The organism is Thermostichus sp. MS-CIW-36, assembly GCF_054059035.1.
The window spans coordinates 27407-50430 of the sequence record NZ_JBSSBR010000001.1 but is presented as its reverse complement, the minus strand read 5'-3'; the positions used below and the strand labels follow the sequence as shown (position 1 = coordinate 50430).

Below are 23024 nucleotides of genomic sequence, written 5' to 3'. Positions count from 1 at the left end.
AAAAGAGGGAACCTGAGGCCGATTTTGGGAAGATAATGGCAGATGGGGCCATCGCAAATCCTCGAACAGCTACGCCGGGTATAGGCAGCTTTGCAGGAGAAACTTATGCAGGCTTTTGTTGCAGGGGCTACAGGAGAAACCGGACGCCGCATTGTCAAAGAGTTGGTGGGCCGCGACATCCCGGTACGGGCGCTGGTGCGCAGCCGCGAGCTGGCCGCACGGGTTCTGCCCCCCGAAGCGGAAGTGGTGGTGGGGGATGTGCTGGATCCGGCCACGCTGGAGACGGGCATGGAAGGATGCACGGTGGTGCTCTGTGCCACCGGGGCCAGGCCCAGTTGGGATCCCTTTCAGCCCTACCGAGTGGATTATGAAGGCACCAAGAACCTGGTCGATGTGGCCAAAGCCAAAGGGATCCAACACTTTGTTTTAATCTCTTCCCTGTGTGTTTCCCAGCTGTTCCATCCCCTCAACTTGTTTTGGCTGATCCTGGTGTGGAAAAAACGGGCGGAAGAATATCTGCAAAAAAGCGGCCTCACCTACACCATCGTTCGACCGGGGGGCCTAAAAAACCAAGACAACGACGATGGCATTGTCCTATCCAAGGCGGATACCCTCTTTGACGGCAGCATCCCCCGCACGAAAGTAGCCCAAGTGGCCGTCGAAAGTTTATTCCAGCCCGCCGCCCAAAATCGCATCCTTGAGATCATCGCCAAGCCGGGTGTGCCCAACCAAGAATGGAGCGCTCTCTTTGCTATGGCAAGGTAGGTACCGAGCTGCATGCATGCTGCATACATTATGACTATGAGCGAGTATGAACGCGGCTCCCAGTTCCTCAGCAGGCTCGAACTTGGTGGGCGCATGGCACTCCTGGAAAGTCGATCCTGCATTGGTCGATAGTCTGCCGCAAAATGTCGGTACCAAGCTAAACTTCTCGTTTTGCCCTTAACTTCCCTCTGTCTGGGAACCAGAAGACTTGGCCAACTGCTGCAAACGATTTAAGATCTGCGCCTCAGCGTTGGCATCGTGGAGTCGCAACGTCAGGCGGGGCACCCGCAACGAAGCCGTAATCCGGCCTGAGGGCAGATCCAGCCACACCAGTTGCCCTTGAAAACAGCGACAAGCGGCTCCCCATTCCTGGGCCAGAGCCTCTACCTCTGACCAGACAAGGCAACGTGGCAGCAGCAGGTCGGTGGCCCACCCAGCCCCACACTCCCGCCGCCTGAGGACACGCACCTGCATGGATCCCTACATCCGCAAGGACTCCGTCCCGCTGACGCGAGCGGCGTAGAACTCGCACCAGGGATCCCCCTTCTCTCTGGCCTTGGTCTCCTGGCCGTGGAAGAGCCCACCCCGCTGGAAGAGGCGGTTGTAGAAGACTTGATCCAAAACCGGCTTCTGCTGGATGTTGCCGTTGTAGACCAGATTCATCATCGCCGGCACCGCCCCTTGAGCAAAATAGCAGGCGGGATCCTCTGCCCGTGGGTAGGAAGCCAAAAAGTAGTTGGCTTCGTAGTTGCCGTCAATGGCCACCCGGCAAGACTCGCCGCTCACCACCTCCAAAGCCTGCCAGCGACCCCACCCCAGGCTGCTGGCCACCGCATAGCCGCCGTGGATCCAGTCCGTGTCCTTCTCCAGCATCGGCCCCACCAGGGTTTCCCACTCCACCGATTCCATGATGTTGCCGAAGGTGTAGAACACACAGACATGCCCCGACTCGCGGATAAGAGCTTCCCCCACCCCCATCAGCTCAGCCTGCACCGCCTTCAGCTCCTGTAAAAAGCGATACTGAATGCGGTTGTAGTAGTTGGCAGGCATGCGCGTTAGCAACACGTTAAACGCGCGAATTTGCCCCCGCTCATCTCCGGCCAAAGGCAAGCCCCACAGAGCTTCGTTGACCGCATCGTAGTCCACTGCTGTTGTGGGCCGGGGGAACTGGAGCGGCTGCTCGATCAACTTGCCCATCCCTGGACTGGGAGTCAACAACTGGGGCCGCGGCAGCCGAGTGGCCTGGATCACGCAGTGATCCTTGCGCGTAACGGCCATACACTCCGTTTCTTCTGCCCCGTAGCTTCCCAGCTCGCCAAACGTGGCATCCAGAGCTGCCGCCACATAGCCCACCGCCAAGTGGTCAATGGGACGTGTGCGGTTGACCTGATCCCCGTACTTGCTCAGCCAACCTTCTGCATAGTGAGAATGGGTAAGCTGCACTTCCCCGCCTGAAGGTGTCACCTCAAACGCCAGCCGCCCAAATCCTAAAAAACTGAAGATCTGAGCTGCCACTGCCAGGCGCTCTTGGGTCTCCTGAATGCCAAGAGCCTTGAAAGCTCCGTACAGAAGACTGTAAAAGATCTCCTGGGCTGCGGTGCGCAGAATTCCCACTCCATCGATCCAGTCGGGATCTTCAATAGTCTGCTGCAGGAATAGGTTGTAGTGATGGCAGTGGAAGATAACCGGCTCTCCAAACAGAGAGATCAGCTTACGGTCGCGGTCGAGATGTAGATGCTCAAGCATAGGCAAGTGAACTCAGATAAACAATAGGGGATCCCACAAGCGCAGCAACTGCCCTCAGACAAACCTCGCCAGCTATTCTCGACTACTCAGGCCGGCATGGCAATAGGCAGACGCTCTCGGCCCAAAAGATCTGCTACCGCTTTGTAAAGAATGCGCAGCTCCTGTCGGGTCAGGGTGCCCTTTTCGAGACGGTTGCGGTCTAGGCCCGTTTTCAAAGACAGGCGCAGAGCCACAAAGTTGGGATCCGGAGCGTAGCGCTTGGCATAGTCCATCAGAGCCTGAGCCAAAGACATGGTGCTGTCCTGCACAGGGGGCAGTAGCGGCTTTCCGTCAATCAGAATGGCTTTGATGCGCTCTGAAATGGCTCTGAGGTCGGTGATGGAACGGGTCAGGAGTAACACAAAGTAGGGGCTTTTGGGAAACGCTTTGATGACAACCCGCAACGCCGAAGTGCCGGCCAAAAGGTAGTCCGCCTCTTGGTCAGAGCTGACAAGCTGGCATAGACGACTGTTGGCCTGGACTAGGTCGCCGGCGTAGGTGCCCAAACGTTCTAGGGCTTGCTCCTCTTGGCTATCACTGACGTAGGTTACTTTGGCTACTGTGGTACCATCAGTGGCCCGCCCTATCAAAACAGCAATCAAGCCCGGAAGGCCGGCGATGTGCTGTTCAATCACGCTGCTGAGGGTTCGGATAGCCATGATCTGACTCCTTCCTGCGGCTACATGGGATAGCTTAAATGCACGTACTATCCCATGTACTTATTCTACCAAAATGGATCAGATGCTTCCAGACAAATCTCCCGGCCGGCTTAGCTCCAGGGATCCCAGTGCTCATGAAATTGGCCTTCCAAAATGGCCTGGCGCATCTTTTGGGTGTAGCGCATCAGCTCCGTGATGTTGTGGATAGAAAGCAGGGTATAGCCCAGGATCTCCTGGGCGCGGATGAGGTGGCACAAGTAGGCTCGGCTAAAGTGGCGGCAGGTGTAGCAGGGGCAATCGGGATCGATGGGATCCAGGCTGCGGCGGTGCTCGGCATTTTTGATGTTCCAGCGTTTGCCCCGGCTGATCACCGTGCCATGGCGGGCATAACGGGTGGGGATCACGCAGTCAAACAAATCCACTCCGGCGGCCACGGCGGCCCGCATCTCTGCATAGGTGCCCACCCCCATGAGATAACGGGGGCGATCTGCCGGCAGTAGAGGGGCTGTTTGCCGCACAACGGCGTGCATAAACTCGACCGGCTCCCCCACACTCACCCCGCCAATGGCATAGCCCGGCAGATCCAACCGACAGACCTCTTCCACCGCCCGCCGGCGCAGCTCAGGGTAAACTCCCCCCTGCACAATGCCAAACAAAGCCTGATCTGAGCGGCGATGGGCTTTCACGCACCGTTTCAGCCACTGGGTGGTTCGCCGCACCGCTGCTTCCACTTCCTCAGGGCTGGCAGGGTAGGGCGGGCACTCGTCGAAGGCCATGATCACATCGGCACCCAAGGCATTTTGAATCTGGATGGATAGCTCTGGGGTGAAGTGAATGATGCGGCCATCGAGAGGAGAGCGGAACGTCACTCCCTCCTCGTTAATTTGGCGAATGGCGCTAAGGCTAAAGACCTGAAAGCCGCCTGAATCGGTGAGGATGGGGCCCGACCAGCCCATAAAGCGGTGTAGCCCCCCTGCCGCTTGAATGATGCTTTCGCCAGGTTGCAGGTGGAGATGATAGGTGTTGCTGAGGATGATGTGGGCACCTGTCTCCTTGAGCTGGGCCGGGGTGAGGGTTTTCACGTTGGCCAAAGTTCCCACCGGCATAAAGCAAGGGGTTGGGATCCCACCGTGGGGGGTGACGAAGTATCCCGCCCGCGCTTGGGTGTGGGGGCAGGTGCCCTCACAAGTAAAGGTAAAGTCGGCCAAGGTCAGCGTTATCGGCTTTAATCTTGTGCGCAGCAGAGCTTAGCACAGATAGAGCCGTCAACGAGGATCCCCTCTTCCCAACACTCCAGACCTCTCAGGAGCCTTGACAGGGATCCCCTGCTTTGGGCAGACTTGTAGATCGCCGCGGAACTGGCGGAATGGTAGACGCGCTAGATTCAGGTTCTAGTGGCAGCAATGCCATCGGGGTTCAAGTCCCCGGTTCCGCACTCCCCCAAAATGGGTTTCAGGGGATACTGCCAGGTTGTCCGGCTTCACCTCCACTTCTAGAGGGTCAGCTCCTTTTCGATTTGGCCAAGCTTGATGCGGGCAAGGGCCAAGTTGCTTTTCTCTCGATCCAGAACCAGATAGAAAAACAAACCAGAGATGTGCTGGACTAGATGCATTAGGTGGTACTGAGTCTCCAGCAGGATAAGAACCTCCTCGATTTTGTCAGTAAGCTTAAGAGACTCAGCAACTCGCATTTTGGCGCGAATTACTTCTGTGTTTCCGGCGATTGCCAGCTCCAATTTAGCTTCAGGAAAAGCGGGGCTGTTGGTGCCCTTATATCCCAAGCACATCCCAGTTTTCCAATCCCCCAGCGCTACCCCCAGTGCTCCATCGATGCTCAGAGCTTTTACCAAACTGTCTTGGAGTTTTTGCATGACTGAGAGTATTCCCCCTTTACAAAGCTCGTCGCTCTATAGTAAGTCTTCCGTTGAGAAATTTCAACTCGAAGCTTGCTTAATTTGCAGGAGCTAGAGTAGCTGACGCAGGCGTGGTGAAAATGTAGCGAACTAATCCAACAGGAAGCAAGCTTGGGGATCGGATCCCTGTAGCTTCCGGTGGAGAGGCTTGGAAGTTATGCTGGGGTTACCTCTTTTACCTTGAGACTATCGACCTCCGAGATCGGTGGATCGGGATCCCTTCCTCTCCGCTTAGTTTGACCTATGCCTAAGGCCCCCCTCCCTCCCAATGAGGAGCAACGGCTGGCTGCCCTGCGGCAGTATCAGATTCTCGATACGGCACCTGAAACTGCCTTTGACGAGATCGTCCGCCTTGCCGCCTACATCTGCGGCACGCCCATTGCCCTGGTCACCCTTATCGACGAACACCGCCAGTGGTTTAAAGCCAAATTCGGCGTCGATGTGCAGGAGACCCCACGGGATGTGGCCTTCTGCACCCACGCCATCTTGTCGCCTAAAGAGCCGCTGGTGGTGCCCGATGCCACTCAGGATCCGCGCTTTGCCGACAACCCGCTTGTTACGCAAGAGCCCCACATCCGCTTCTATGCTGGCATCCCTCTGGTAACTCCAGAAGGGCAAGCCTTAGGCACGCTTTGCGTTATCGATTATCAGCCTCGGCACCTGACCCCAGAACAACTGGAGCAATTACAAGCCCTGGCCCATCAGGTGGTGGCCCAACTGGAGCTGCGCCGTACTTTGAGGGAACTGGCTCAGACGCCTCTGCTGCCTAAGTCGGGGGATACTAAACCTGCCCGCAAAAACCGCTTTCTCCTCAAAGTTACCGCCGGTTTTGGCCTGGCTGCCTTGCTTTTGGGCGGGATCACCTACTCAGCTCAGCGGAATGCCTCTCAACTGCCGCAGCTTACAGAACGAGTGGCCCACACTCTAAAAGTGATCCAAAACTTGGAAGGATTGCTGGTGGAAACCCGCGCCGCCGAAGCCGGTAAACGTGGCTATCTTCTGACCGATAATCCTCGCTACCTCGGTGAGTACCAAGACAGCCTTGAAGCAATCTCTACCCGTCTGCGCCTGCTGCAGGAACTGACTGTCGACAACCCCCTGCAACAGGAGCGTCTGAAGCGCCTAGAGCTGCTGCTGGAGCAACGGCTACGAGTCATCCAAGACTTGATCCGGCTGAGGGAGCAAGAGGGGCTACTCGCCACCCAGGAAGCCCTGGAAAGCAGCGAAGGGCCAAGGTTGGTGGAGCAAATTGTCGAGTTGATTCGGGTGCTCCAGCAGGAGGAAAATCGCCTTCTGCAGCAACGTAGCCAGGAATTTCAGTTTGCCTGGGTTAGAACCAATCTCATTGCTTTTGGCGGGCTCATTTTTACTTACCTGGTTTTGGCCTCGGTTTACTTCCTCATCCGCCGGGAGACTGCCGAGCGAGAAGAGGCAGAACGATCCCTCAAGCAAGAGCGAGATTTTACCAACGCGGTTATTGATACAGCAGGGGCGCTGGTGGTGGTTCTGGATCCTGAGGGACACATTTTGCGCTTCAACCGCGCTGCCGAGCAGCTTTCTGGCTACTCGCTGGCAGAGGTCAAGGGCCGGCTGCTATGGGACTTAGGTTTGATCCCACCGGAAGATGTGCCTGGTGTGAAGCAAGCTTTTGAACAGCTCAAGGGCAATCATTCCCTCTTTTTGAATCGCCATGAGAATTTTTGGCGCACCAAGCAAGGGGCACTGCGGCTTATTTCTTGGTCTAACACCGCCCTAATCAACGCTGCCGGCGAGGTGGAGTTTGTCATGGGCACCGGCATCGACATCACCGACCGCAAGCTGGCGGAGCTGGCTTTGAAAGAAAGCGAAGAGCGCTACCGGGATCTCTTTGAAAATGCCACTGACCTCATCCAAAGCGTGGATGCCGAAGGGCACTTTTTATATGTCAACCGCGCTTGGAAAGAGACCTTGGGCTATGACGAAGCTCAAGTTTGTCAGATGACCCTCTTCGACATTCTCCATCCCGACTGCCGGGAGCACTGCCAGGCTCTTTTCCAGAAGCTTCTATCGGGGGAGAAACTGGAGAGGGTAGAGACAGCTTTCCTCACGGCCAGCGGTGAAACCGTTTGGGTGGAGGGCAATGTCAACTGCCGCTTTGAAGATGGAGTGATGGTAGCTACGCGGGGCATCTTCCGCAACATTACCGAGCAGAAGAAAGCGGCAGAAGAATTGGAGCGGCAAAACCGCCGGGCTCAGTTGCTGGCGAATCTCAGCTTGAAGATCCGCGAATCTTTGGATATCGCCGAGATCCTAGAGACGGCGGTAACAGAAATCCAAGCCCTGCTCAAAGCCGACCGAGTCTTGGTCTATCGCTTCCAGCCGGATGGTTCTGGGATCATCTCCAACGAGAAAACTCAGCCAGGGATCCCCTCCTTGCTGGGAGAGGTGATCGAGGATCCCTGTTTTCAGGAAAAGTACGCCCAGCTCTACAGCCAGGGCCGCGTTCGCGTTGTTAGCGATGTGGAAAGTGAAGGACTGGAGCCTTGTTACCTAGAGCTGCTGCAAAAAATGCAGGTCAGGGCCAACTTGGTGGTGCCGCTGTTTTTGGAGCAGCAGTTGTGGGGGTTGTTGCTGGCCCACCAGTGCTCTGGCCCGCGTCAGTGGCAGCCGTTTGAGATGGAGCTGCTGTCGCAGTTGGCCAACCAAATTGGCATTGCCCTCACCCAAGCAGCCCTTTTGGAACGGGAGAGAAAGCGCGGCCTCGAGCTGGAGCAGGCTCGCAAAGCAGCAGAGCAGGCTGCACAGGCCAAGAGCATCTTCTTGGCCACCATGAGCCACGAGATCCGCACCCCCATGAACGCGGTGTTGGGGATGACGGGCCTGCTGCTGGAGACCCCCCTCAATGCAGAACAGCGGGACTTTGTAGAGACCATCCGCGTCAGCGGCGATGCGCTGCTCACCCTCATCAACGACATCCTGGACTTCTCCAAATTGGAGGCCGGGGAAATGGAGCTGGAGATCCTGGATTTCGATCTCCGCTCGTGTCTGGAAGAGGTGGCGGATCTGTTTGCCCCCACTGCCCACGCCAAGGGATTGGAGCTGGCGGTGCTCATGCCACCGGAAGTGCCGCGCTACCTGCGGGGAGATGCTTCGCGACTACGGCAAATCCTCAACAACTTGGTGAGCAACGCCATTAAGTTCACCCACCGAGGAGAGGTGGTGATCCAAGCAGAGGTGCTGCAAGAAACCGCTACCCATGTCCACCTCAGGCTCTCGGTGAGAGATACCGGGATCGGGATCCCGGCGGCGGCGCAGAGCAAGCTGTTTCAACCGTTTAGCCAGGTGGATGCCTCTACCACCCGCAAATACGGGGGCACGGGACTGGGCTTGGCCATCTGCAAACAACTGACAGAACTGATGGAGGGAACCATCTCGGTGCACAGCCAAGAGGGGCAGGGCAGCACCTTCAGCGTTGAGCTGACCCTGGAGCGGCAGCCCTATGCCCAGCAGCTTTCCCAGCCTTCTGCTCGTGTCCCGGTGGATTTGCAGGGCAAGCGGCTGTTGGTGGTGGACGACAATGCCACCAATCGCAAGATCCTGCGCTGTCAGGCCGCGGCTTGGGGAATGGTGGTGGAAGAGGCCGAGGATGCCTATCAGGCCATGGACAAGCTACGCCAAGCCGTTCGCGAGGGCAGACCCTTCCCCCTGGTCGTTTTGGATATGCAAATGCCGGAGGTGGATGGGGAGACCTTGGGCCGCTGGATCAAGGCAGATCCGCAACTGGCCGAGACGCAACTGGTGATGATGACCTCCCTGGGACTGGGGGAGCACTCCCGCCGCGCTGCTGAAATTGGCTTTGCTGCCTACTTGGTTAAGCCGGTAAAACAAAGCCGCCTTCAGGAGGCGTTGGCCATGGCCCTGGGGAAATCTTCTGGCCTCTCCACCTCTCTTTTGGGCATTGGCCCCCCTCTCTCTCAGACGACGCCTATGGCCGACCGACCCCAGCAGTCCCTGCGCATTTTGCTGGCAGAGGATAACCCCGTCAACCAAAAGGTGGCTTTGCGTCAGCTCCAGAGCTTGGGCTACATGGCCGATGTGGTGGCCAATGGTCAGGAGGTATTGGATCTCCTGCACCAGGTCAGCTACGACCTTATTCTCATGGATTGCCAAATGCCAGTAATGGACGGCTACGAGGCCACGCGCCGTCTGCGCCAGCGGGAGCGGGGATCTGGCCACCACACCGTGGTGATTGCCCTAACGGCCAACGCTATGCACGAGGATCGGGAGCGCTGCCTGCAAGCTGGCATGGACGACTATCTCAGTAAACCGGTGCTGAAGGAAGATTTGGAAAGGGTGCTCAACCACTGGAGCCAGGTGATTGCCCAGTCTGCAGCAGGATCCTCCAACCAAGCCGCTTCTGAAGAAGCCTCTCCAGCTTCCCCCGCTGAGAGCCGGGATCCCTCTTCTCCCACCCAGCCCTACCCCATCGACTCTGCCTACCTGGATCAGGTTTCCGGCGGGGATCGCGGGTTTCAGCGAGAGCTATTGCAGGTGTTCATCCAAGATTGCGAAACCCAGCTTCCGCAACTGCGCCAAGCCATTGCCGGTTACGACGCAGAAAGAATGCGGCGGGTCGCCCACCGCCTCAAAGGAGCCAGCTCCAACGTGGGAGCCAACGCTTTTTGCCAAGTGGTTCGCGAGCTGGAGCACTTAGGAGTGGCGCTGGCCCAGCAGGGATCCCAAGGTGATCATGACCTAGAATGGGCACGCGCTCTCCAGGCCCCAGAAGACCTAGAACGCATCTTGGCCGATATCCGCCAGTACTTGCAGGATTTGGAAGAGTAGATTCCTAGGGATCCCAAGCCTTCTGCGCTGCTAGCTTTCACTCCCCGCCCCTCTCCCAGTGGAAGAGGAGAGTCAGCGGCAGAAGCAAGGCAGTGGAAGCTGGACTTAACAGCCTGCATTTCGCTTCCACTTCCATTTGGATTCATTCAGACCTAAATCCAGAATCGAGGGCAATGCGAAAGCCTGGCTGCTTTGCAGAGGGTGGAAACTACAGCCAGGCAAGCAAGGATCTACAGCAGTGTCCTAGGCCCACCGGGATTACATCAGGCCGATTTGAGAGAGGATCCCTTGGCCGGTCAGCAACTCGGTCGCAACGCCGATCACAAAGCCCAACATTGCCAAACGGCCATTCCATTTTTCGGCGAAGGTGGTAAAGCCAAACTTAGCTTCTTGGTTTTCCATGGTTCTAGCTCCATCAACAGGTGACATCTTTAATGTGGCTCAGATATTAAAAAGTGTCAAGTTTTATGTCGAGAGCTAACAAGGGATCCCTAGCTGCTTTTCACGGTTGTCCAGAGGGCGTCGATGAGGCGCAGCTCTTCCCCTGACAGCACTTTGAGGTAGGTGAGTTTGGCCAGGGCCTCTTCGTCAGGGTAGATGGCCGGGTTTTGCCGATCTTCTGGGTTGATCATCGGCAGCGCCGCAGCGTTGGGGGTGGCGAAGCGGTTGTGGTTGCTCAGTTGAGCGCCGACTTCAGCATCCAGGATGAAATTGATGAAGCGATTGGCCAGCTCGGGGTTGGGGGCCTGGGCGGGAATGGCCATTACATCCAGCCAAATGTGGGCACCCTCGCGGGGGACAAAATAGCCGATGTTGGGGTTTTCTTCGGCAGCTTGCAGGGCATCGCCGCTGTAGACGATGGCTACATTGGCCGTTCCAGAAACCAGTTGGTTTTTGCCCCCCACGCCCCCAATTAGGCCGGCACTGCGGCGCTTGGTGTCGATCAAAAGCTGCTGGATCTGCTGCAGTTCGGAGCGAACGGTGGTGTTCATATCGAAGCCCAGGTAAACGGCAGCAGCGCCGATCATGGAGCGCATCTCGTCGATCATCACAAAGGGGCCATACTGCTGCTGCGGGTCGAAAATCAATCCCCAAGAGCGTTCAAAGTTTTCGGGCAGGCGGTCTTTGCGGTAGCCAATGCCGGTGGTGCCCCACTGATAGGCGGCGGTGTAGGTGTTTTCTGGATCAAAGGGCAGGCCGACAAATTTTTCGCCCAGGTTGCTTAGGTTGGGGATCAATTCTTTGTTGAGAGGCTGCAGCAGTCCCAGCTCCAACATGTTGGGCACAATGTAGTCGGTGGGAACAACAATGTCGTACTGGCTGGTGCCTCCCCCCCGCAGTTTGGCCACCATGTCTTCGTTGGATTCGTACACGCTGACCAGCACGCGGCTATTGGTGGCTTTTTCAAAGGCGGTGAGGATGTCGGGATCGATGTATTCTGACCAGATGTAGAGATTGAGGGTCTGCCTCTGGGCAGAGGTAACATGGGGCCAAAACAAAACCAGGACAAGCACACAGCAGAGTAGGGTTGTAGCCGAGGCAATCCACTTTTTCATGAGATTTCTCCGACTGTGAAAAGTTGAAAACATCGTATCTGCTTTCATCCCCCAGCCGGCTACACCCGCGGCTAGGGGGCACGCCTTGGGCAATCGCCAAGCCCCGCAAACTCCGGTTGAGGCTCGGGTACTCACCCTTGTTTCCAAGACAACACCCAAACGGTATCAACGCCTCCGCGAGCGATCCGCCAAAAGCCGCAAAGGCCGATTCTTTCGTCGGATCCCTCGATGCCTTGCGCCACAAGGCTTTCCAGCCCCAAAACCCCCTCGCCGCAGCTCTTTTTGCCGACTTTTTTCCGGATCCCTCGCAAATGGGTCTTGCATTCCTTGCCCTGCTTGGGTTTAATAGGGGTGGAGTTGTTCCCCCTTCGGGGGGATCCCTAGAAATTGGTCGCGTAGGAATAGGGAGTATTACAACTGAATAATTCTGGGGTTGTTCCCCCTTCGGGGGGATCCCTAGAAATTGGTCGTGACTATACCTGGGTGTTTTTCCTCCCTGTTTAAGGGTGGTTGTTCCCCCTTCGGGGGGATCCCTAGAAATTGGTAGCTACTTCACAGCAGATGCTGACACACTTGATTGGTGTTGTTCCCCCTTCGGGGGGATCCCTAGAAATTGGTCCTCCGTGGGCCGTAGCCTGCAGGATTACCACCTAGTGTTGTTCCCCCTTCGGGGGGATCCCTAGAAATTGGTAAAGCTGGAATAGGCGCATTAGAGAAGGTTGGAACTAAGTTGTTCCCCCTTCGGGGGGATCCCTAGAAATTGGAAACAGGACAACTGGCCCGCCCCATCGTGGGCGGTAGCCTGTGAAGTTCCCCCTTCGGGGGGATCCCTAGAAATTGGAAACAGAGATTTTTACTCCCGTATAGGTAGAGATGTTTGTTACCGTGTTCCCCCTTCGGGGGGATCCCTAGAAATTGGAAACAGTAGTTAAACCCCGCACCAAAGGCTGCCACTAAGGCAGTTCCCCCTTCGGGGGGATCCCTAGAAATTGGAAACTGCACAAAGTTAACTCCTGATCAGATTCAGGAGTTAAATGTTCCCCCTTCGGGGGGATCCCTAGAAATTGGAAACTTGCAGTTGTCCAGCCTGAGAAACACTCGCTCTCTGTTTTAGTTCCCCCTTCGGGGGGATCCCTAGAAATTGGAAACATATATTAGAGGTACGGGCACCGACGAGTCAGCCGGGGTTCCCCCTTCGGGGGGATCCCTAGAAATTGGAAACATCTCCAATGGACAACTCTTCTACCTTAGAAGCTGCTGGGGTTCCCCCTTCGGGGGGATCCCTAGAAATTGGAAACAAGCCAATCCTGCGCCCCTGCAAGGTCTGTAAACGCACAGTCTAGCTGCGCCTGGAGTTCCCCCTTCGGGGGGATCCCTAGAAATTGGAAACGTGATCACGTTTGTAGTATGCTCCCCACAGGTCAGGTTCCCCCTTCGGGGGGATCCCTAGAAATTGGAAACGGAACTTGCTTGGGCTCACCTGTGGCCACCGACTGGTGGTGGTTCCCCCTTCGGGGGGATCCCTAGAAATTGGAAACGGAACTTGCTTGGGCTCACCTGTGGCCACCGACTGGTGGTGGTTCCCCCTTCGGGGGGATCCCTAGAAATTGGAAACGTAGGAAAAGGGCGGCCGCCGCGGTAACCTGGATGAGCGGGTTCCCCCTTCGGGGGGATCCCTAGAAATTGGAAACACGGTACAGGAACAAGCGTCCTGTGCTTGCCGTGTTGCACAGTTCCCCCTTCGGGGGGATCCCTAGAAATTGGAAACTTCTTTGGACTGACGGCGCACTGCCTTATGAACTTTTTGGGTTCCCCCTTCGGGGGGATCCCTAGAAATTGGAAACATCTCCCTCATTGGGCGGTGATGGGTGAACTGATCTAACCGTTCCCCCTTCGGGGGGATCCCTAGAAATTGGAAACAATCCGAGAGTTTATACGAGGGATACGTCCACACCCTGTGTGTACCGTTCCCCCTTCGGGGGGATCCCTAGAAATTGGAAACCGCTGGTATCTAGATCAGGGCAGAGAATACGATCAGGTTCCCCCTTCGGGGGGATCCCTAGAAATTGGAAACGACACTCCTCCCTTGTAGGGATAGAAACAACACCCAGGTGAAAGTTCCCCCTTCGGGGGGATCCCTAGAAATTGGAAACTTGAGATAACTAATAATCCTATAGCTGAATGGTTTTATGGTTCCCCCTTCGGGGGGATCCCTAGAAATTGGAAACTGGACGCTACCGGGACCAGGCCGTTGAACTTGCTACTGTTCCCCCTTCGGGGGGATCCCTAGAAATTGGAAACTGCTAATCCATCATTGTCTTGCTTAGAGCGTTTATTTGTTCCCCCTTCGGGGGGATCCCTAGAAATTGGAAACATTACGTAATTCCAATCTACAGATTGGTCAGACGTAGTTCCCCCTTCGGGGGGATCCCTAGAAATTGGAAACAGCGTTTGCTCCACAGTTAGGTTAGCAGGCGGACTTCCATGTTCCCCCTTCGGGGGGATCCCTAGAAATTGGAAACAGTAATAGGAATAGTTTTTTCTTCTTCTTGCAGTGCGTTCCCCCTTCGGGGGGATCCCTAGAAATTGGAAACTGGCCTCCCTGAGCATTAGTTGTCACCGTGTGGACAAGTTCCCCCTTCGGGGGGATCCCTAGAAATTGGAAACATGATCCCGCAGCGCGTTCTTTATCGACCGATACAGGTGTTCCCCCTTCGGGGGGATCCCTAGAAATTGGAAACACCTCTAAACAGGTAGAGCCAGTCACTCTTAAATCTTGTTCCCCCTTCGGGGGGATCCCTAGAAATTGGAAGAAATTGGAAACTAGGGCTGCAGATAGAGGCGGTGCTGCCGGATGTAGTGCTCCACGGCAGGGGGCACCAGGTAGCGGATAGACCTTCCCTTTTGGATTTGCTGCCTTAGGTAAGTGGAAGAGAGCGTCAGGGTGGGAGCTTCCAGGATTTGGGCTTGGATAGGCAACTTTTCGGCTACCGCCTGCAACACCTGGGCAGCATCGCCGGCATCCACCCGTGGGGCAACGATCCAATGGCAGAGGCGGGCCAGTTCTTCCGCTTGATACCACTGGGGCAGATCCCGCAGAGCATCCACGCCGATGATCCAGTACCACTGGGTATTGGGTTGCTCCTGGATGAGGGTGCGCAGTGTCTCGATGGTGTAGGAGCGCCCCGAACGGCGGATCTCCAGCTCTGAGCAGGCGAAGCGCTCGTGGTCGGCAATGGCCAGCTTGACCATCGCCAAGCGGTCGGCTTTGCTGGCGCCAGGGGCCAGAGGCTTGTGGGGGGGATCCCCGGCGGGCATCCACAGCACCTGATCCAGGTCAAACTGCCAAAGAGCTTGTTCTGCCATGATCAAGTGGCCATGGTGCACAGGGTTGAAGGTTCCGCCCAGAATGGCAATGCGGCGGTGCTTCATGGCTGCTGGCTCAGGTAGGTGATGGCATCCCGCAGCCAGTCTTCCGTTGGGCGGGGGTGAGTGGGCAGAGCTTGCAAGGCAGCCTGAATTTCCTGAGTGCTGTAGCCCAGGGCCAGTAAGGCCATTTCCACCTCTTCCCGGATAGGCATGGGCGGCCCCCCGGCCAAGGGTTGATCCGCAACCCCCATCCCCTGTCGCCAGTGGGCCAGCTTGGTTTTCAGCTCCAGGGCCAGCCGTTGGGCCGTTTTATGGCCTACCCCCGGCGTGAGGGAGAGCAGGCGCACGTTTTCGGTCACCACCGCCTGCACCAGCTCCGGCAGGCTGAAGGTATTCAGCAGGGCCAAGCCCAAAGCCGGCCCCACCCCCGAGACTTTGATGAGTTCCACAAACAAGTCCCGCTCGGCTGGCGAGCCAAACCCGTACAACACCAGCTCAGTCTCTCGCACCACCAAATGGGTGAACACCCGGACGGGCTCCCCCACTGCAGGCAGTTGCTTGAGAAAACGTCCTGGGGCCTTGACGCGATAGCCGATCCCCTGCACCTCAACGGTGAGGCTGCTGCGCTCTCCCCATTCGATGGCAACAAGGTGGCCGCTTAAAAACGCGATCATGCTGCGAGTTTAATCTGGGTTTGGGATGCTCTGCTCGACTGGAGCTCCAAAGTCGGCCAAGCAATCTAAAGTCCTTGCCAAAGGCTGCTTCCCTACAAGGCTATTTCACAGACCATTTCTCTACCTGTAGATTTCACAGACCATTTCTCTACCTGTAGACTGTTCCCCATCCAGCTCTGTATTCTCCCTCATCCATGCCGATTCGCCCTTTTCCCATCGGCCAATGGCTTTGGATCCTGTTCTCGCTGGGGGTGCTGCTCTTTCTCCATCTTCCTCTGCTGGTGATCGTCCTTTATGCCTTCAGCCCCGATGAGGCGACCTTGCGCTTCCCTTTGCCGGGGCTGACCTGGCGCTGGTTTGCCGTGGCTTGGGGGCGGGCCGATATTTGGCGGGCCTTGTTTTTGTCTTTGCGGGTGGCTTTGCTGGCTACCGGAGTGGCAGTGGTGCTGGGATCCCTGGCGGCAGCAGCAGTCTATCGCAGCCGATTTTTTGGCCGCGAGACGATCTCGTTTTTGGTGTTGCTGCCCATCGCCTTGCCGGGCATTGTCTCCGGGATCGCCTTGCGCTCAGCGATCCATTTGCTGGGTATCCCCTTCAGCTTTTGGACAATTGTTATCGGCCATGCCACCTTTTGTCTGGTGGTGGTGTACAACAACGTGCTGGCCCGGTTTCGCCGCATGGGACGCTCTCAACTGGAGGCTTCTGCCGACTTGGGGGCCAATCCTCTGCAAACCTTTCGGTACATCCTTCTGCCCGAACTGGCCTCGGCCCTATTGGCGGGATCCCTGCTGGCGTTTGCCCTGTCTTTCGATGAGATTATCGTCACCACCTTCACCGCCGGCCAGCAGCAAACCTTGCCGATTTGGGTGTTTAGCCAGCTCACCAAGCCTCGGCAGCGCCCGGTGATCAGCGTGGTGGCTCTGGGGGTGATTGGCCTGACGGTGCTCCCCATTTGGCTGATCCATCACTTGACCCAAGAGAAAACCACGACTCGCTGATGGCTCTTTCCAACCTCAGGCAAGGTTTGCGGCTTAGAAGGATCCCCAAGCATTGGCCGGAGTCGCTGTAACAGCAAAGAAACGCTGGCCCTGGTTGATCGCGGATCCCTTGTGAGAAAATGTAACAAGCATTTCATTTGTGAAAATTGAGGTATCTATGGCTGTCACTCGTGCCGGACGCGCCCCTCTAGTGCGGGGCAGCAGCGAGGGAAATCCTGCCAAGTTCATGGAAATGGCCAGCTCTTTGCTCAGCACCCGCACCCGCCAAGGCAGCGGCAAAAAGGTTCAGGATCGCTCTTCCTACGGCAAGGCGGGCAATCCGCAAGAGTTTATGCAGATGGCCAGTGAATTGCGCCGCTCCCTGGAGCAGCAGGGTCGGTAGCCAATCCTGTCCACCCCCAGGGGATCCCCGTCCAGTTGCCTAAGCTGGACGGTTTTCTTGCTGCTCCTCTCAAGCCAGAGGCGGCCAATCGCTTCTGAGGCCACTCACCGGTGTTGGATCCCGTTACAGGCCCAACTTCGAGTCCAGAGCTCCGCCCTTGAGCTTCTGGGCAATGAGCCGGCAGAAGAGCAGCATGTCAGGATGGGAAAAGTGCTCATCGGGGCGCTCTTGCCGGTGGACGTGATTGAGGCCAAGACGACATGAAAAACAAAGGCTTTTGGCTGGCCGGGATCCTGGGGGTAATCTTGGATCAGGCGACCAAGCACTGGGCAGTGGAACGGCTGCTGCCGGGGCCAGAGATTGAGCTGTGGCCAGGGGTGTTTCACCTCACCTACGTGGAGAATACCGGCGCTGCTTGGAGCCTGTTTGAAGATTCGGCAGAGCTCTTGAAGTGGATCTCGTTGGGGGTAGCGCTGGCATTGGGGCTGCTGGCCATCCGCGGCGGGATCCTGAGCCGTTGGGAACAGGCCGGCTATGGCTTGGTGTGGGCAGGAGCGGTGGGGAACGGCATCGACCGCTTCGTCAACGGCTATGTGGTGGATTTTTTCAATTGGGTCTGGATCCGCTTTCCGGTGTTCAACGTGGCCGATGTGGCCATCAACCTTGGGGTGGCCTGTCTGCTGATTGGTCTGCTACAGGACAACTCGAAGAAAACGGGATCGACTTCCGCCTCGCCCTGCCTGGAGAAAAAGCCCGGTCGCGACAGCACCCACTTTAAGGATTGACGAGCCGATGAACAGCCTTCAGGGATCCCTTGGGATGCTCAGGCCTTTGGCCAGGGGGATCCCCGGTCAGCTGCAAGGACTCCGTCCGCCTATTGCAAACGGCTGGCTTGCTGAGCCACCTGGCAGAAGCGCTCGACATCTGCGGGCAAAGTGTTAAAAGCCGTCACCAGGCGGATTAAGTGGTGACCTTCCCCCAGCCAGCGGTAAAACCGAAACCCCGCTCCCTCTAGGGCCTGGAGAACCGGCTCCGGCAGCTCGATAAAAACCTCATTGGCCTCGGTGGGATATACCAACCTGGCTCCCGGCAGGGATCCCAGTCCCTGCGCCAACCGTTGGGCCATCGCGTTGGCATGGCGGGCATTGCGCAGCCACACCCCATCCTGGAGATAAGCCTGCAATTGGGCAGACAAAAAGCGCATCTTCGAAACCAGATGGCCACTGCGCTTGCGACGAAACTCAAAATCGCCCACCTGATTTGGATGAAAAAACACCACCGCTTCCGCAGCCCAGGCTCCATTTTTGGTGGCCCCAAAGGACAGCACATCCACCCCCGCTTTCCAGGTCATCTCGGCAGGGGTGCAACCCAAACCAACCAGGGCATTGGCAAAGCGAGCCCCATCCATATGCACCTTGAGGCCAAAGTGATGGGCCAAATCCGCCAAGGATCTGAGCTGCTCCAAGGAGTAGAGGGTGCCAGCCTCGGTGGCTTGGGTCAGGCTGAGGCAGGCAGGTTGTACGTGATGAACCACCCCAAACCCTGCCCGCTCCAGGGCCGTTTTTAAGTTGCCCCAGTCGATACGGCCTTGTTCCCCTGGGATCCCCACCAACTTGGCCCCACCTGTAAACAGCTCCGGCGCTCCACATTCGTCCAGATTGATATGAGCTTCGGGATGGCAATAAATGGCCCCGTAGGGCGGGGTGAGCACCGAAAGGGCCAAGGCGTTGGCAGCAGATCCCGTTGCCACCGGAAACACCGCCACTTCATGCTCAAAGATCTCGGCGAAGAGCCTCTGCACCTGCGCTGTGCATTCGTCCCCTCCATAGGGCATGGCGGATCCCTTGAGGGCCAACAGGGCTTCCATCACCTCAGGACAGGCGCCTGTGACATTGTCGCTGCAAAAGTTCATGGCCTGGACAACTGGGGGATCTCGCCGAGGAAAGGTTAGGGCCAGTTTATTTCGCGCCAACCCAACCGGGATCCTCCAAAGTATCCCAGTCCCGACCTGCCTCTCCCTCGACCGCTTGCAATGGCGGGATGGAGTCCTGTTCAGGATGGGAAGGCGGCACAGGCTGGTCGCGATAGGGGGATGGAGTCTCTGCACTCCACCACAACCCCAAAGCGGGCCCCAACCCCAACAACAGGCCCAGCCCCGCCGGCGCAACAATGCCGGAGCCCAGGCTCATCAACAGGGCAAAAGCAAAATTAGCTACATAGAGCACCAGCGGCCCCACCAACTGGCGGCGGTCAAGGATGGGTTGATCCTCGCCCCACAGCAGATTGGCCACCGTCATAAAGGCAGCCCCGGTCAGCATCCAACCCCCGAAGTTTTGCAACGGCATGCCGAAGAAGGGCCCCGGCTGAAACCACGTCCAAAACGGGATCAAGCCGCGGGTCATGGCCGGATCCAGCACGAAGTCCCAGGCGGTGAGCAGCAGGGCCCCCAACATGATGGCCTCGAAGTGGATCAACCAGTGGCGCTGGGTTTGCAGAGCCACACGCGCCAACAAATAGGACGACAACCCCACATAAAACCAAGACAGAGGGATGGTAAAAGGCACCAAACCGGCAATCTTGTAGCCCAGCCCACTCAGGTAGCCATAGTTGCCAAAGGGGATCCCAGTGCTGGTACCCAACAGCTCACTGCCCAAGGAAATGCCCACCGCCGGGATCAAAAACATCAATAGGCGCCGCACCCCCAACAGCCGGGATCCCATCAGAGCTGCCGCCAGCGCACCGAACACCATGTAGGCCACGCCGCCATTGCCCATGCTCAAGGAGAAAGCTTGAATGCCAATGGGGGGCAAACTGGCCACCCACTCAGGATGGGGTACAACCCAGAGCAACCCTGCCAACCCAAAAAGCAAAGACAGAATGTGCAAACCCAGAGCTAAGGCCTCCAGCCGCTGCCAAATCGAGCCAGACAGGGGCAGAACACTTCGCCCAACAGAAGACTGGAAAGGCAGGCTGACGAGAACACCAGAGGACGAGAACCAACGCATGAGAAACTCCCGAAGAGTGGTTAAGCGAAGCCGCTCTGTCTCCTTGCAACCCATACGGCGGCTGAGGGGAAAAGCGGATGGCCTGAAGAGAGAGCCCGAAGCCAAGAATGAACCCGCTTGTTTGCAGGCCGGCCTACTTGGGATGGCCCTCTGGGCAGGGATGTCACCACCGCTAACGGTGACACTGCTGATATTTTGCTGTCTATTGTATCAATTCGTAAACATCTCGCCCGTTTTTCCTCAGGTCTCCTCCCCGTCTTCGCCGCAGGGATCCCGGGTGGGGGTGTACGCCCAGTTGGCTCGTGCTGTGGAGCGCCAGGACTGGCTTCAGGCCCTGCAGCTGGTGGATCTGTTGCAGCAGCACACGGAAGATCCCGCCCAGCGTCAGGATCTGGAAGACTATCGGCTGGAGCTGGAAAAATATCGTTCTGCTTATGGGGATCCGCCGCCGCCCCAGTGGCCGTTTTTGCACAAGCCCTTTGTTGGGGAATTTCCTGTCACCAACCTCTTCGACCATGACTTGCCTTTGGGGGAGAGGGATGGCAACAGACGGTTTGTGAGTGGGCAAGGCCAAGTTTGGATCCCTGGCCCGCTGCACCCGTGTGGCAAAAGCGATGGCCATGCCGGTTATGACTGGGAGATGCCGGTGGGCACCCCGATCCTGGCCGCTGCCGCCGGTCGGGTCACCTTGGCCCGCGAGGAGCCGGAGTTTTTTTGCCCCAGCTTGGGCCGGCTGGTCAGGGGGTTGCGGGTGCGCCTTCTGCACGAGCCAGAATTCTCCGATGGGGAGAGAGCAGACAGAAGAACCCTTCCCCGCTGGGAAACCCTCTACGCCCACCTCAGCCAAGTTGGGGTGCAGGAGGGGCAAGTGGTGGCCCCAGGAGAAATCATCGGCCTATCGGGAGACAGCGGCTGTGCCAGCGGGCCCCATCTTCATTTCGAGGTACGTCGCTTCGACAACACCAACTCCGGCCAACCAGCTGCCGTCGATCCCTACGGGTGGTTTGGGTCTGGCCTGGATCCCTGGAGCATTCATCCCCTTGGGGCCGAAAGCCTGTTCCTTTGGCAGGTGGGACAAGCCCCCAGTTTGGGAGCATGCCTCTAACCCCCAAAACCCTGAACTTTGCTGAATTTACTGAGCTTTAGGCGGTTTGGCAAAAGTCATTGAGAGGGATATAGTAGACCAAGTTTCCCCCTGATCCTTGAGTCCACCGCAACGGTTGCCGGGAAGTGAAGGGGGAAAGCGCTCGGGGGGTATTCCTCAGGGCTTTGCGGGATACCGCCTTCCTGTTTGGACTCCGTCCCGCTGACGCGAACAGAGATAGGCAGGATGCGATCGCTTCTTTCCTGAACTATGTTCAGGAGAGTTCAGCGTGAATGTATCAGCTTGCTGGCAAGGGCAGCGATAGCCGAGACGGACATCCGCTCCACGCGAGACCTCGCTGACAAAGATGGATATTGACAGGCAGATTCACAACAGTCACAACAGATGATGGACTTATAGATCTCGACGGACAAAGCCATCCCCCTCCCATTGGTAGAGGGTAGCCCTCAAATCACGGCTGGCACCGGGCGGGCTTGAGATGACCAGGATCCCTTGCGGGCTGACCCGCAGGCTGGCATTGCTCAGATCCGTCACGCTCAGCAGCGGCACAAGTCCCTCAGGCCGGTGTTCCAAGACCAAGACAGAGCGCAGCAGGCTGATGCCCCCTCGCTCGGTGAGGAGCACCAACTTGGGCTGTGGGCTGGAGGTAATGTCCGTGCGCAGGTGAGCCTCCACCAACCGCCCTGGGATCGGCTCAGCTGTGTGGAGTAGACGAAAGCTATACCCCCCCTGGTGCTCGAAGCTGAGAACGCGCACCACCGGCTCCACGGTGGGCTGCCGCTGAATCTGAAACACGGCCACCACATCCTGGCGAGATGGAGAGGTTAGGCTGGCCGGGAACAGGCGCAGGTTTTCACCGCGATTGCCGCGAATAAAATCCCACCAGATGGATTGATTGAATAAAGCCACGACCCCACCTCGAGCAGTGCCACCCTCAGAAGGAACCGGCAGCAGCGGAAGCACGGGCTGGGGATAGGCAGGAACAGCAGCAACCGGTAGAGTGGCAGCCAAGGCCGCTCCCCAGGCTATTCGACCACAGGAATACAGCAGTTTCCGCATATTTCCTCACTCCTCGCCCCTAAAATTCTAAAGGACTCCAAGGTTCTCCCAGTCAACCAAACAGCCGGGATACAGGGATCCCTTTTATGTCGAACGCAACCTCGATCTCACCTTGATCTCGCCTGGCAATGGGCTACCAAGTTAGGGTGAAAAGCCTGGAGCTTCCTCTGTAGCCAACAAAGTCGGCTTGGAGAGACGCCCCGCCAATTGGAAAGGGATCCCCCAGGAGCAAGGGGCAGCCCCCCCGACGGAGAGCTTTATTTTTCAGCAGCCAAAAACAATTGGGCCCGCCAAAAGCAGGCAATGGACTTGCTGTCCAAATCCATTCCCAAACGGGCCATTTCTGTAAGCTCAGAAGCAGAAAACTCCACTACGGTAATATCTTCATCCTCATCCTTATCGGGAGGGGAATCCAGCACTTCCAGCTCCCGCGCCAAATAGGCATACATAATCTCGCTGGAATAGCCGGGGCACAAATAAAATTGGCCAAGGGGATCCCAGCGATGGGCACGCAGGCCCGTTTCTTCTTCCAGCTCGCGGCGAATGGTGTCATCGGGATGCTCCCCTGGCTCGACTGTGCCTGCCGGAAATTCATAAAGGTAGGAGGCAACCGCAAAGCGATATTGACGAATGCAGACGAACTTGCCTGCTGCAGTTACAGGCACGGCCACCACCCCCCCGGGATGGATGAGGTACTCCCGCTCCCCCTCTTTGCCGTTGGGAAAACGCAAACGCTGGCTGACGAAGGTGTATTTATGGCCTTGATAGCGCAGGCGCTCGCGAATCACCTGAGATGGGTTTTGCATGGCAAGGGATCCCGAGAGTAGAGCCGCTCTCAGCTTAATGGTTTTCGGCGCTGTTGCAACCGGGCAATCCAGAGGGATTCACACGCCCTTGGGATCCCGTGTCTGGGGTAGAGTCAGGAAAAGCA

19 protein-coding genes, 1 tRNA gene and 1 CRISPR repeat array are annotated in these 23024 nt (G+C 57.3%); of the genes, 7 read left to right on the top strand and 13 right to left on the bottom strand.

From position 1 onward, the window contains the following. Positions 1–105 precede the first annotated feature (105 nt). Complete coding sequence (locus tag ACVWVQ_RS00240; RefSeq protein ID WP_457384863.1) at positions 106–765, top strand: SDR family oxidoreductase; 660 nt, start codon at positions 106–108, stop codon at positions 763–765. A 177-nt stretch (positions 766–942) separates the two neighbouring features. Here ACVWVQ_RS00240 and ACVWVQ_RS00235 read toward each other — a convergent pair whose 3' ends face one another. The 4 genes from ACVWVQ_RS00235 to tgt all read right to left on the bottom strand — a co-directional run bounded on the left by ACVWVQ_RS00235 (position 943) and on the right by tgt (position 4417). Further along, positions 943–1239 (bottom strand): hypothetical protein, encoded by a 297-nt coding sequence (locus ACVWVQ_RS00235; RefSeq protein ID WP_414413829.1) that lies wholly within the window; start codon positions 1237–1239, stop codon positions 943–945. Positions 1240–1245: 6 nt separating this feature from the next. Then, complete coding sequence (locus ACVWVQ_RS00230; RefSeq protein ID WP_457506275.1) at positions 1246–2511, bottom strand: hypothetical protein; 1266 nt, start codon at positions 2509–2511, stop codon at positions 1246–1248. Positions 2512–2597: 86 nt separating this feature from the next. Beyond that, positions 2598–3209: a hypothetical protein gene (locus ACVWVQ_RS00225; protein ID WP_457388880.1), complete on the bottom strand. Its 612-nt coding sequence runs from the start codon at positions 3207–3209 to the stop codon at positions 2598–2600. A gap of 110 nt (positions 3210–3319) precedes the next feature. Then, the gene (gene tgt, locus ACVWVQ_RS00220; protein WP_457506273.1) at positions 3320–4417 is read right to left on the bottom strand and encodes a tRNA guanosine(34) transglycosylase Tgt; all 1098 of its coding nucleotides are present in this window, start codon (positions 4415–4417) and stop codon (positions 3320–3322) included. A 144-nt stretch (positions 4418–4561) separates the two neighbouring features. Here tgt and ACVWVQ_RS00215 point away from each other — a divergent pair. Beyond that, a tRNA-Leu gene (locus tag ACVWVQ_RS00215) sits at positions 4562–4644 on the top strand. A 57-nt stretch (positions 4645–4701) separates the two neighbouring features. On the opposite strand, the gene ACVWVQ_RS00210 is transcribed toward ACVWVQ_RS00215, so the two are convergent. Then, positions 4702–5079 (bottom strand): hypothetical protein, encoded by a 378-nt coding sequence (locus ACVWVQ_RS00210; protein WP_457506271.1) that lies wholly within the window; start codon positions 5077–5079, stop codon positions 4702–4704. Positions 5080–5364: 285 nt separating this feature from the next. Between ACVWVQ_RS00210 and ACVWVQ_RS00205 the strand changes: the two genes are divergently transcribed. After that, positions 5365–9945 carry a GAF domain-containing protein gene (locus ACVWVQ_RS00205; RefSeq protein WP_457506269.1) on the top strand — a complete coding sequence of 1527 codons (4581 nt, stop codon included), beginning with the start codon at positions 5365–5367 and terminating at the stop codon, positions 9943–9945. 258 nt (positions 9946–10203) lie between these two features. Here the strand turns inward: ACVWVQ_RS00205 and ACVWVQ_RS00200 are convergent, their stop codons facing one another. The 4 genes from ACVWVQ_RS00200 to ruvA form a co-directional block, all read right to left on the bottom strand. Then, a complete protein-coding gene (locus ACVWVQ_RS00200) occupies positions 10204–10347 on the bottom strand; it encodes a chlorophyll a/b-binding protein (protein ID WP_041436191.1) in 144 nt (47 codons plus the stop codon). A gap of 89 nt (positions 10348–10436) precedes the next feature. Continuing rightward, complete coding sequence (locus ACVWVQ_RS00195) at positions 10437–11501, bottom strand: polyamine ABC transporter substrate-binding protein (RefSeq protein ID WP_148202683.1); 1065 nt, start codon at positions 11499–11501, stop codon at positions 10437–10439. Between the two features lie 359 nt (positions 11502–11860). After that, positions 11861–14315: a CRISPR direct-repeat array (repeat unit 36 nt; unit sequence GTTCCCCCTTCGGGGGGATCCCTAGAAATTGGAAAC). Between the two features lie 9 nt (positions 14316–14324). Next, a complete protein-coding gene (nadD, locus tag ACVWVQ_RS00190; RefSeq protein WP_414412804.1) occupies positions 14325–14933 on the bottom strand; it encodes a nicotinate-nucleotide adenylyltransferase in 609 nt (202 codons plus the stop codon). Next, on the bottom strand, positions 14930–15544 hold the full coding sequence (ruvA, locus tag ACVWVQ_RS00185) for a Holliday junction branch migration protein RuvA (RefSeq protein WP_414381256.1): 615 nt from the start codon (positions 15542–15544) through the stop codon (positions 14930–14932). Before ruvA ends, nadD begins: the two co-directional genes overlap by 4 nt. A 194-nt stretch (positions 15545–15738) precedes the next feature. On the opposite strand from ruvA, the gene ACVWVQ_RS00180 reads away from it, so the two are divergent. The 3 genes from ACVWVQ_RS00180 (at position 15739) to lspA (ending at position 17709) form a co-directional block, all read left to right on the top strand. Then, positions 15739–16542 carry an ABC transporter permease gene (locus ACVWVQ_RS00180; RefSeq protein ID WP_414357258.1) on the top strand — a complete coding sequence of 268 codons (804 nt, stop codon included), beginning with the start codon at positions 15739–15741 and terminating at the stop codon, positions 16540–16542. 157 nt (positions 16543–16699) lie between these two features. Next, the gene (locus ACVWVQ_RS00175) at positions 16700–16924 is read left to right on the top strand and encodes a hypothetical protein (protein ID WP_414357256.1); all 225 of its coding nucleotides are present in this window, start codon (positions 16700–16702) and stop codon (positions 16922–16924) included. A 260-nt stretch (positions 16925–17184) separates the two neighbouring features. Further along, positions 17185–17709, top strand: coding sequence for a signal peptidase II (gene lspA, locus ACVWVQ_RS00170; RefSeq protein ID WP_457444965.1), 525 nt, complete (start codon positions 17185–17187; stop codon positions 17707–17709). Between the two features lie 89 nt (positions 17710–17798). Here lspA and ACVWVQ_RS00165 read toward each other — a convergent pair whose 3' ends face one another. After that, entirely contained in the window at positions 17799–18836 is a 1038-nt protein-coding gene (locus ACVWVQ_RS00165; RefSeq protein WP_457506467.1) for a threonine aldolase family protein, read from the bottom strand. A gap of 46 nt (positions 18837–18882) precedes the next feature. Then, positions 18883–19929 carry a carotenoid biosynthesis protein gene (locus tag ACVWVQ_RS00160; protein WP_457506266.1) on the bottom strand — a complete coding sequence of 349 codons (1047 nt, stop codon included), beginning with the start codon at positions 19927–19929 and terminating at the stop codon, positions 18883–18885. A gap of 205 nt (positions 19930–20134) precedes the next feature. Between ACVWVQ_RS00160 and ACVWVQ_RS00155 the strand changes: the two genes are divergently transcribed. Beyond that, positions 20135–21034 (top strand): M23 family metallopeptidase, encoded by a 900-nt coding sequence (locus ACVWVQ_RS00155; protein ID WP_457506264.1) that lies wholly within the window; start codon positions 20135–20137, stop codon positions 21032–21034. A gap of 393 nt (positions 21035–21427) precedes the next feature. Here ACVWVQ_RS00155 and ACVWVQ_RS00150 read toward each other — a convergent pair whose 3' ends face one another. Together ACVWVQ_RS00150 and ACVWVQ_RS00145 are read right to left on the bottom strand one after the other, a co-directional pair. Further along, a complete protein-coding gene (locus ACVWVQ_RS00150; RefSeq protein WP_457506262.1) occupies positions 21428–22093 on the bottom strand; it encodes a hypothetical protein in 666 nt (221 codons plus the stop codon). Between the two features lie 257 nt (positions 22094–22350). Continuing rightward, a complete protein-coding gene (locus ACVWVQ_RS00145; RefSeq protein WP_011432186.1) occupies positions 22351–22899 on the bottom strand; it encodes an NUDIX hydrolase in 549 nt (182 codons plus the stop codon). Positions 22900–23024: the final 125 nt, after the last annotated feature.

Bases quoted from the DNA above. Each gene is read 5' to 3' on its own strand.
- ACVWVQ_RS00240 (WP_457384863.1), top strand. From the start codon at position 106: ATGCAGGCTTTTGTTGCAGGGGCTACAGGAGAAACCGGACGCCGCATT.
- ACVWVQ_RS00235 (WP_414413829.1), bottom strand. From the start codon at position 1,239: ATGCAGGTGCGTGTCCTCAGGCGGCGGGAGTGTGGGGCTGGGTGGGCC.
- ACVWVQ_RS00230 (WP_457506275.1), bottom strand. From the start codon at position 2,511: ATGCTTGAGCATCTACATCTCGACCGCGACCGTAAGCTGATCTCTCTG.
- ACVWVQ_RS00225 (WP_457388880.1), bottom strand. From the start codon at position 3,209: ATGGCTATCCGAACCCTCAGCAGCGTGATTGAACAGCACATCGCCGGC.
- ACVWVQ_RS00210 (WP_457506271.1), bottom strand. From the start codon at position 5,079: ATGCAAAAACTCCAAGACAGTTTGGTAAAAGCTCTGAGCATCGATGGA.
- ACVWVQ_RS00205 (WP_457506269.1), top strand. From the start codon at position 5,365: ATGCCTAAGGCCCCCCTCCCTCCCAATGAGGAGCAACGGCTGGCTGCC.
- ACVWVQ_RS00200 (WP_041436191.1), bottom strand. From the start codon at position 10,347: ATGGAAAACCAAGAAGCTAAGTTTGGCTTTACCACCTTCGCCGAAAAA.
- ACVWVQ_RS00195 (WP_148202683.1), bottom strand. From the start codon at position 11,501: ATGAAAAAGTGGATTGCCTCGGCTACAACCCTACTCTGCTGTGTGCTT.
- nadD (WP_414412804.1), bottom strand. From the start codon at position 14,933: ATGAAGCACCGCCGCATTGCCATTCTGGGCGGAACCTTCAACCCTGTG.
- ruvA (WP_414381256.1), bottom strand. From the start codon at position 15,544: ATGATCGCGTTTTTAAGCGGCCACCTTGTTGCCATCGAATGGGGAGAG.
- ACVWVQ_RS00180 (WP_414357258.1), top strand. From the start codon at position 15,739: ATGCCGATTCGCCCTTTTCCCATCGGCCAATGGCTTTGGATCCTGTTC.
- ACVWVQ_RS00175 (WP_414357256.1), top strand. From the start codon at position 16,700: ATGGCTGTCACTCGTGCCGGACGCGCCCCTCTAGTGCGGGGCAGCAGC.
- lspA (WP_457444965.1), top strand. From the start codon at position 17,185: ATGAAAAACAAAGGCTTTTGGCTGGCCGGGATCCTGGGGGTAATCTTG.
- ACVWVQ_RS00165 (WP_457506467.1), bottom strand. From the start codon at position 18,836: ATGAACTTTTGCAGCGACAATGTCACAGGCGCCTGTCCTGAGGTGATG.
- ACVWVQ_RS00160 (WP_457506266.1), bottom strand. From the start codon at position 19,929: ATGCGTTGGTTCTCGTCCTCTGGTGTTCTCGTCAGCCTGCCTTTCCAG.
- ACVWVQ_RS00150 (WP_457506262.1), bottom strand. From the start codon at position 22,093: ATGCGGAAACTGCTGTATTCCTGTGGTCGAATAGCCTGGGGAGCGGCC.
- ACVWVQ_RS00145 (WP_011432186.1), bottom strand. From the start codon at position 22,899: ATGCAAAACCCATCTCAGGTGATTCGCGAGCGCCTGCGCTATCAAGGC.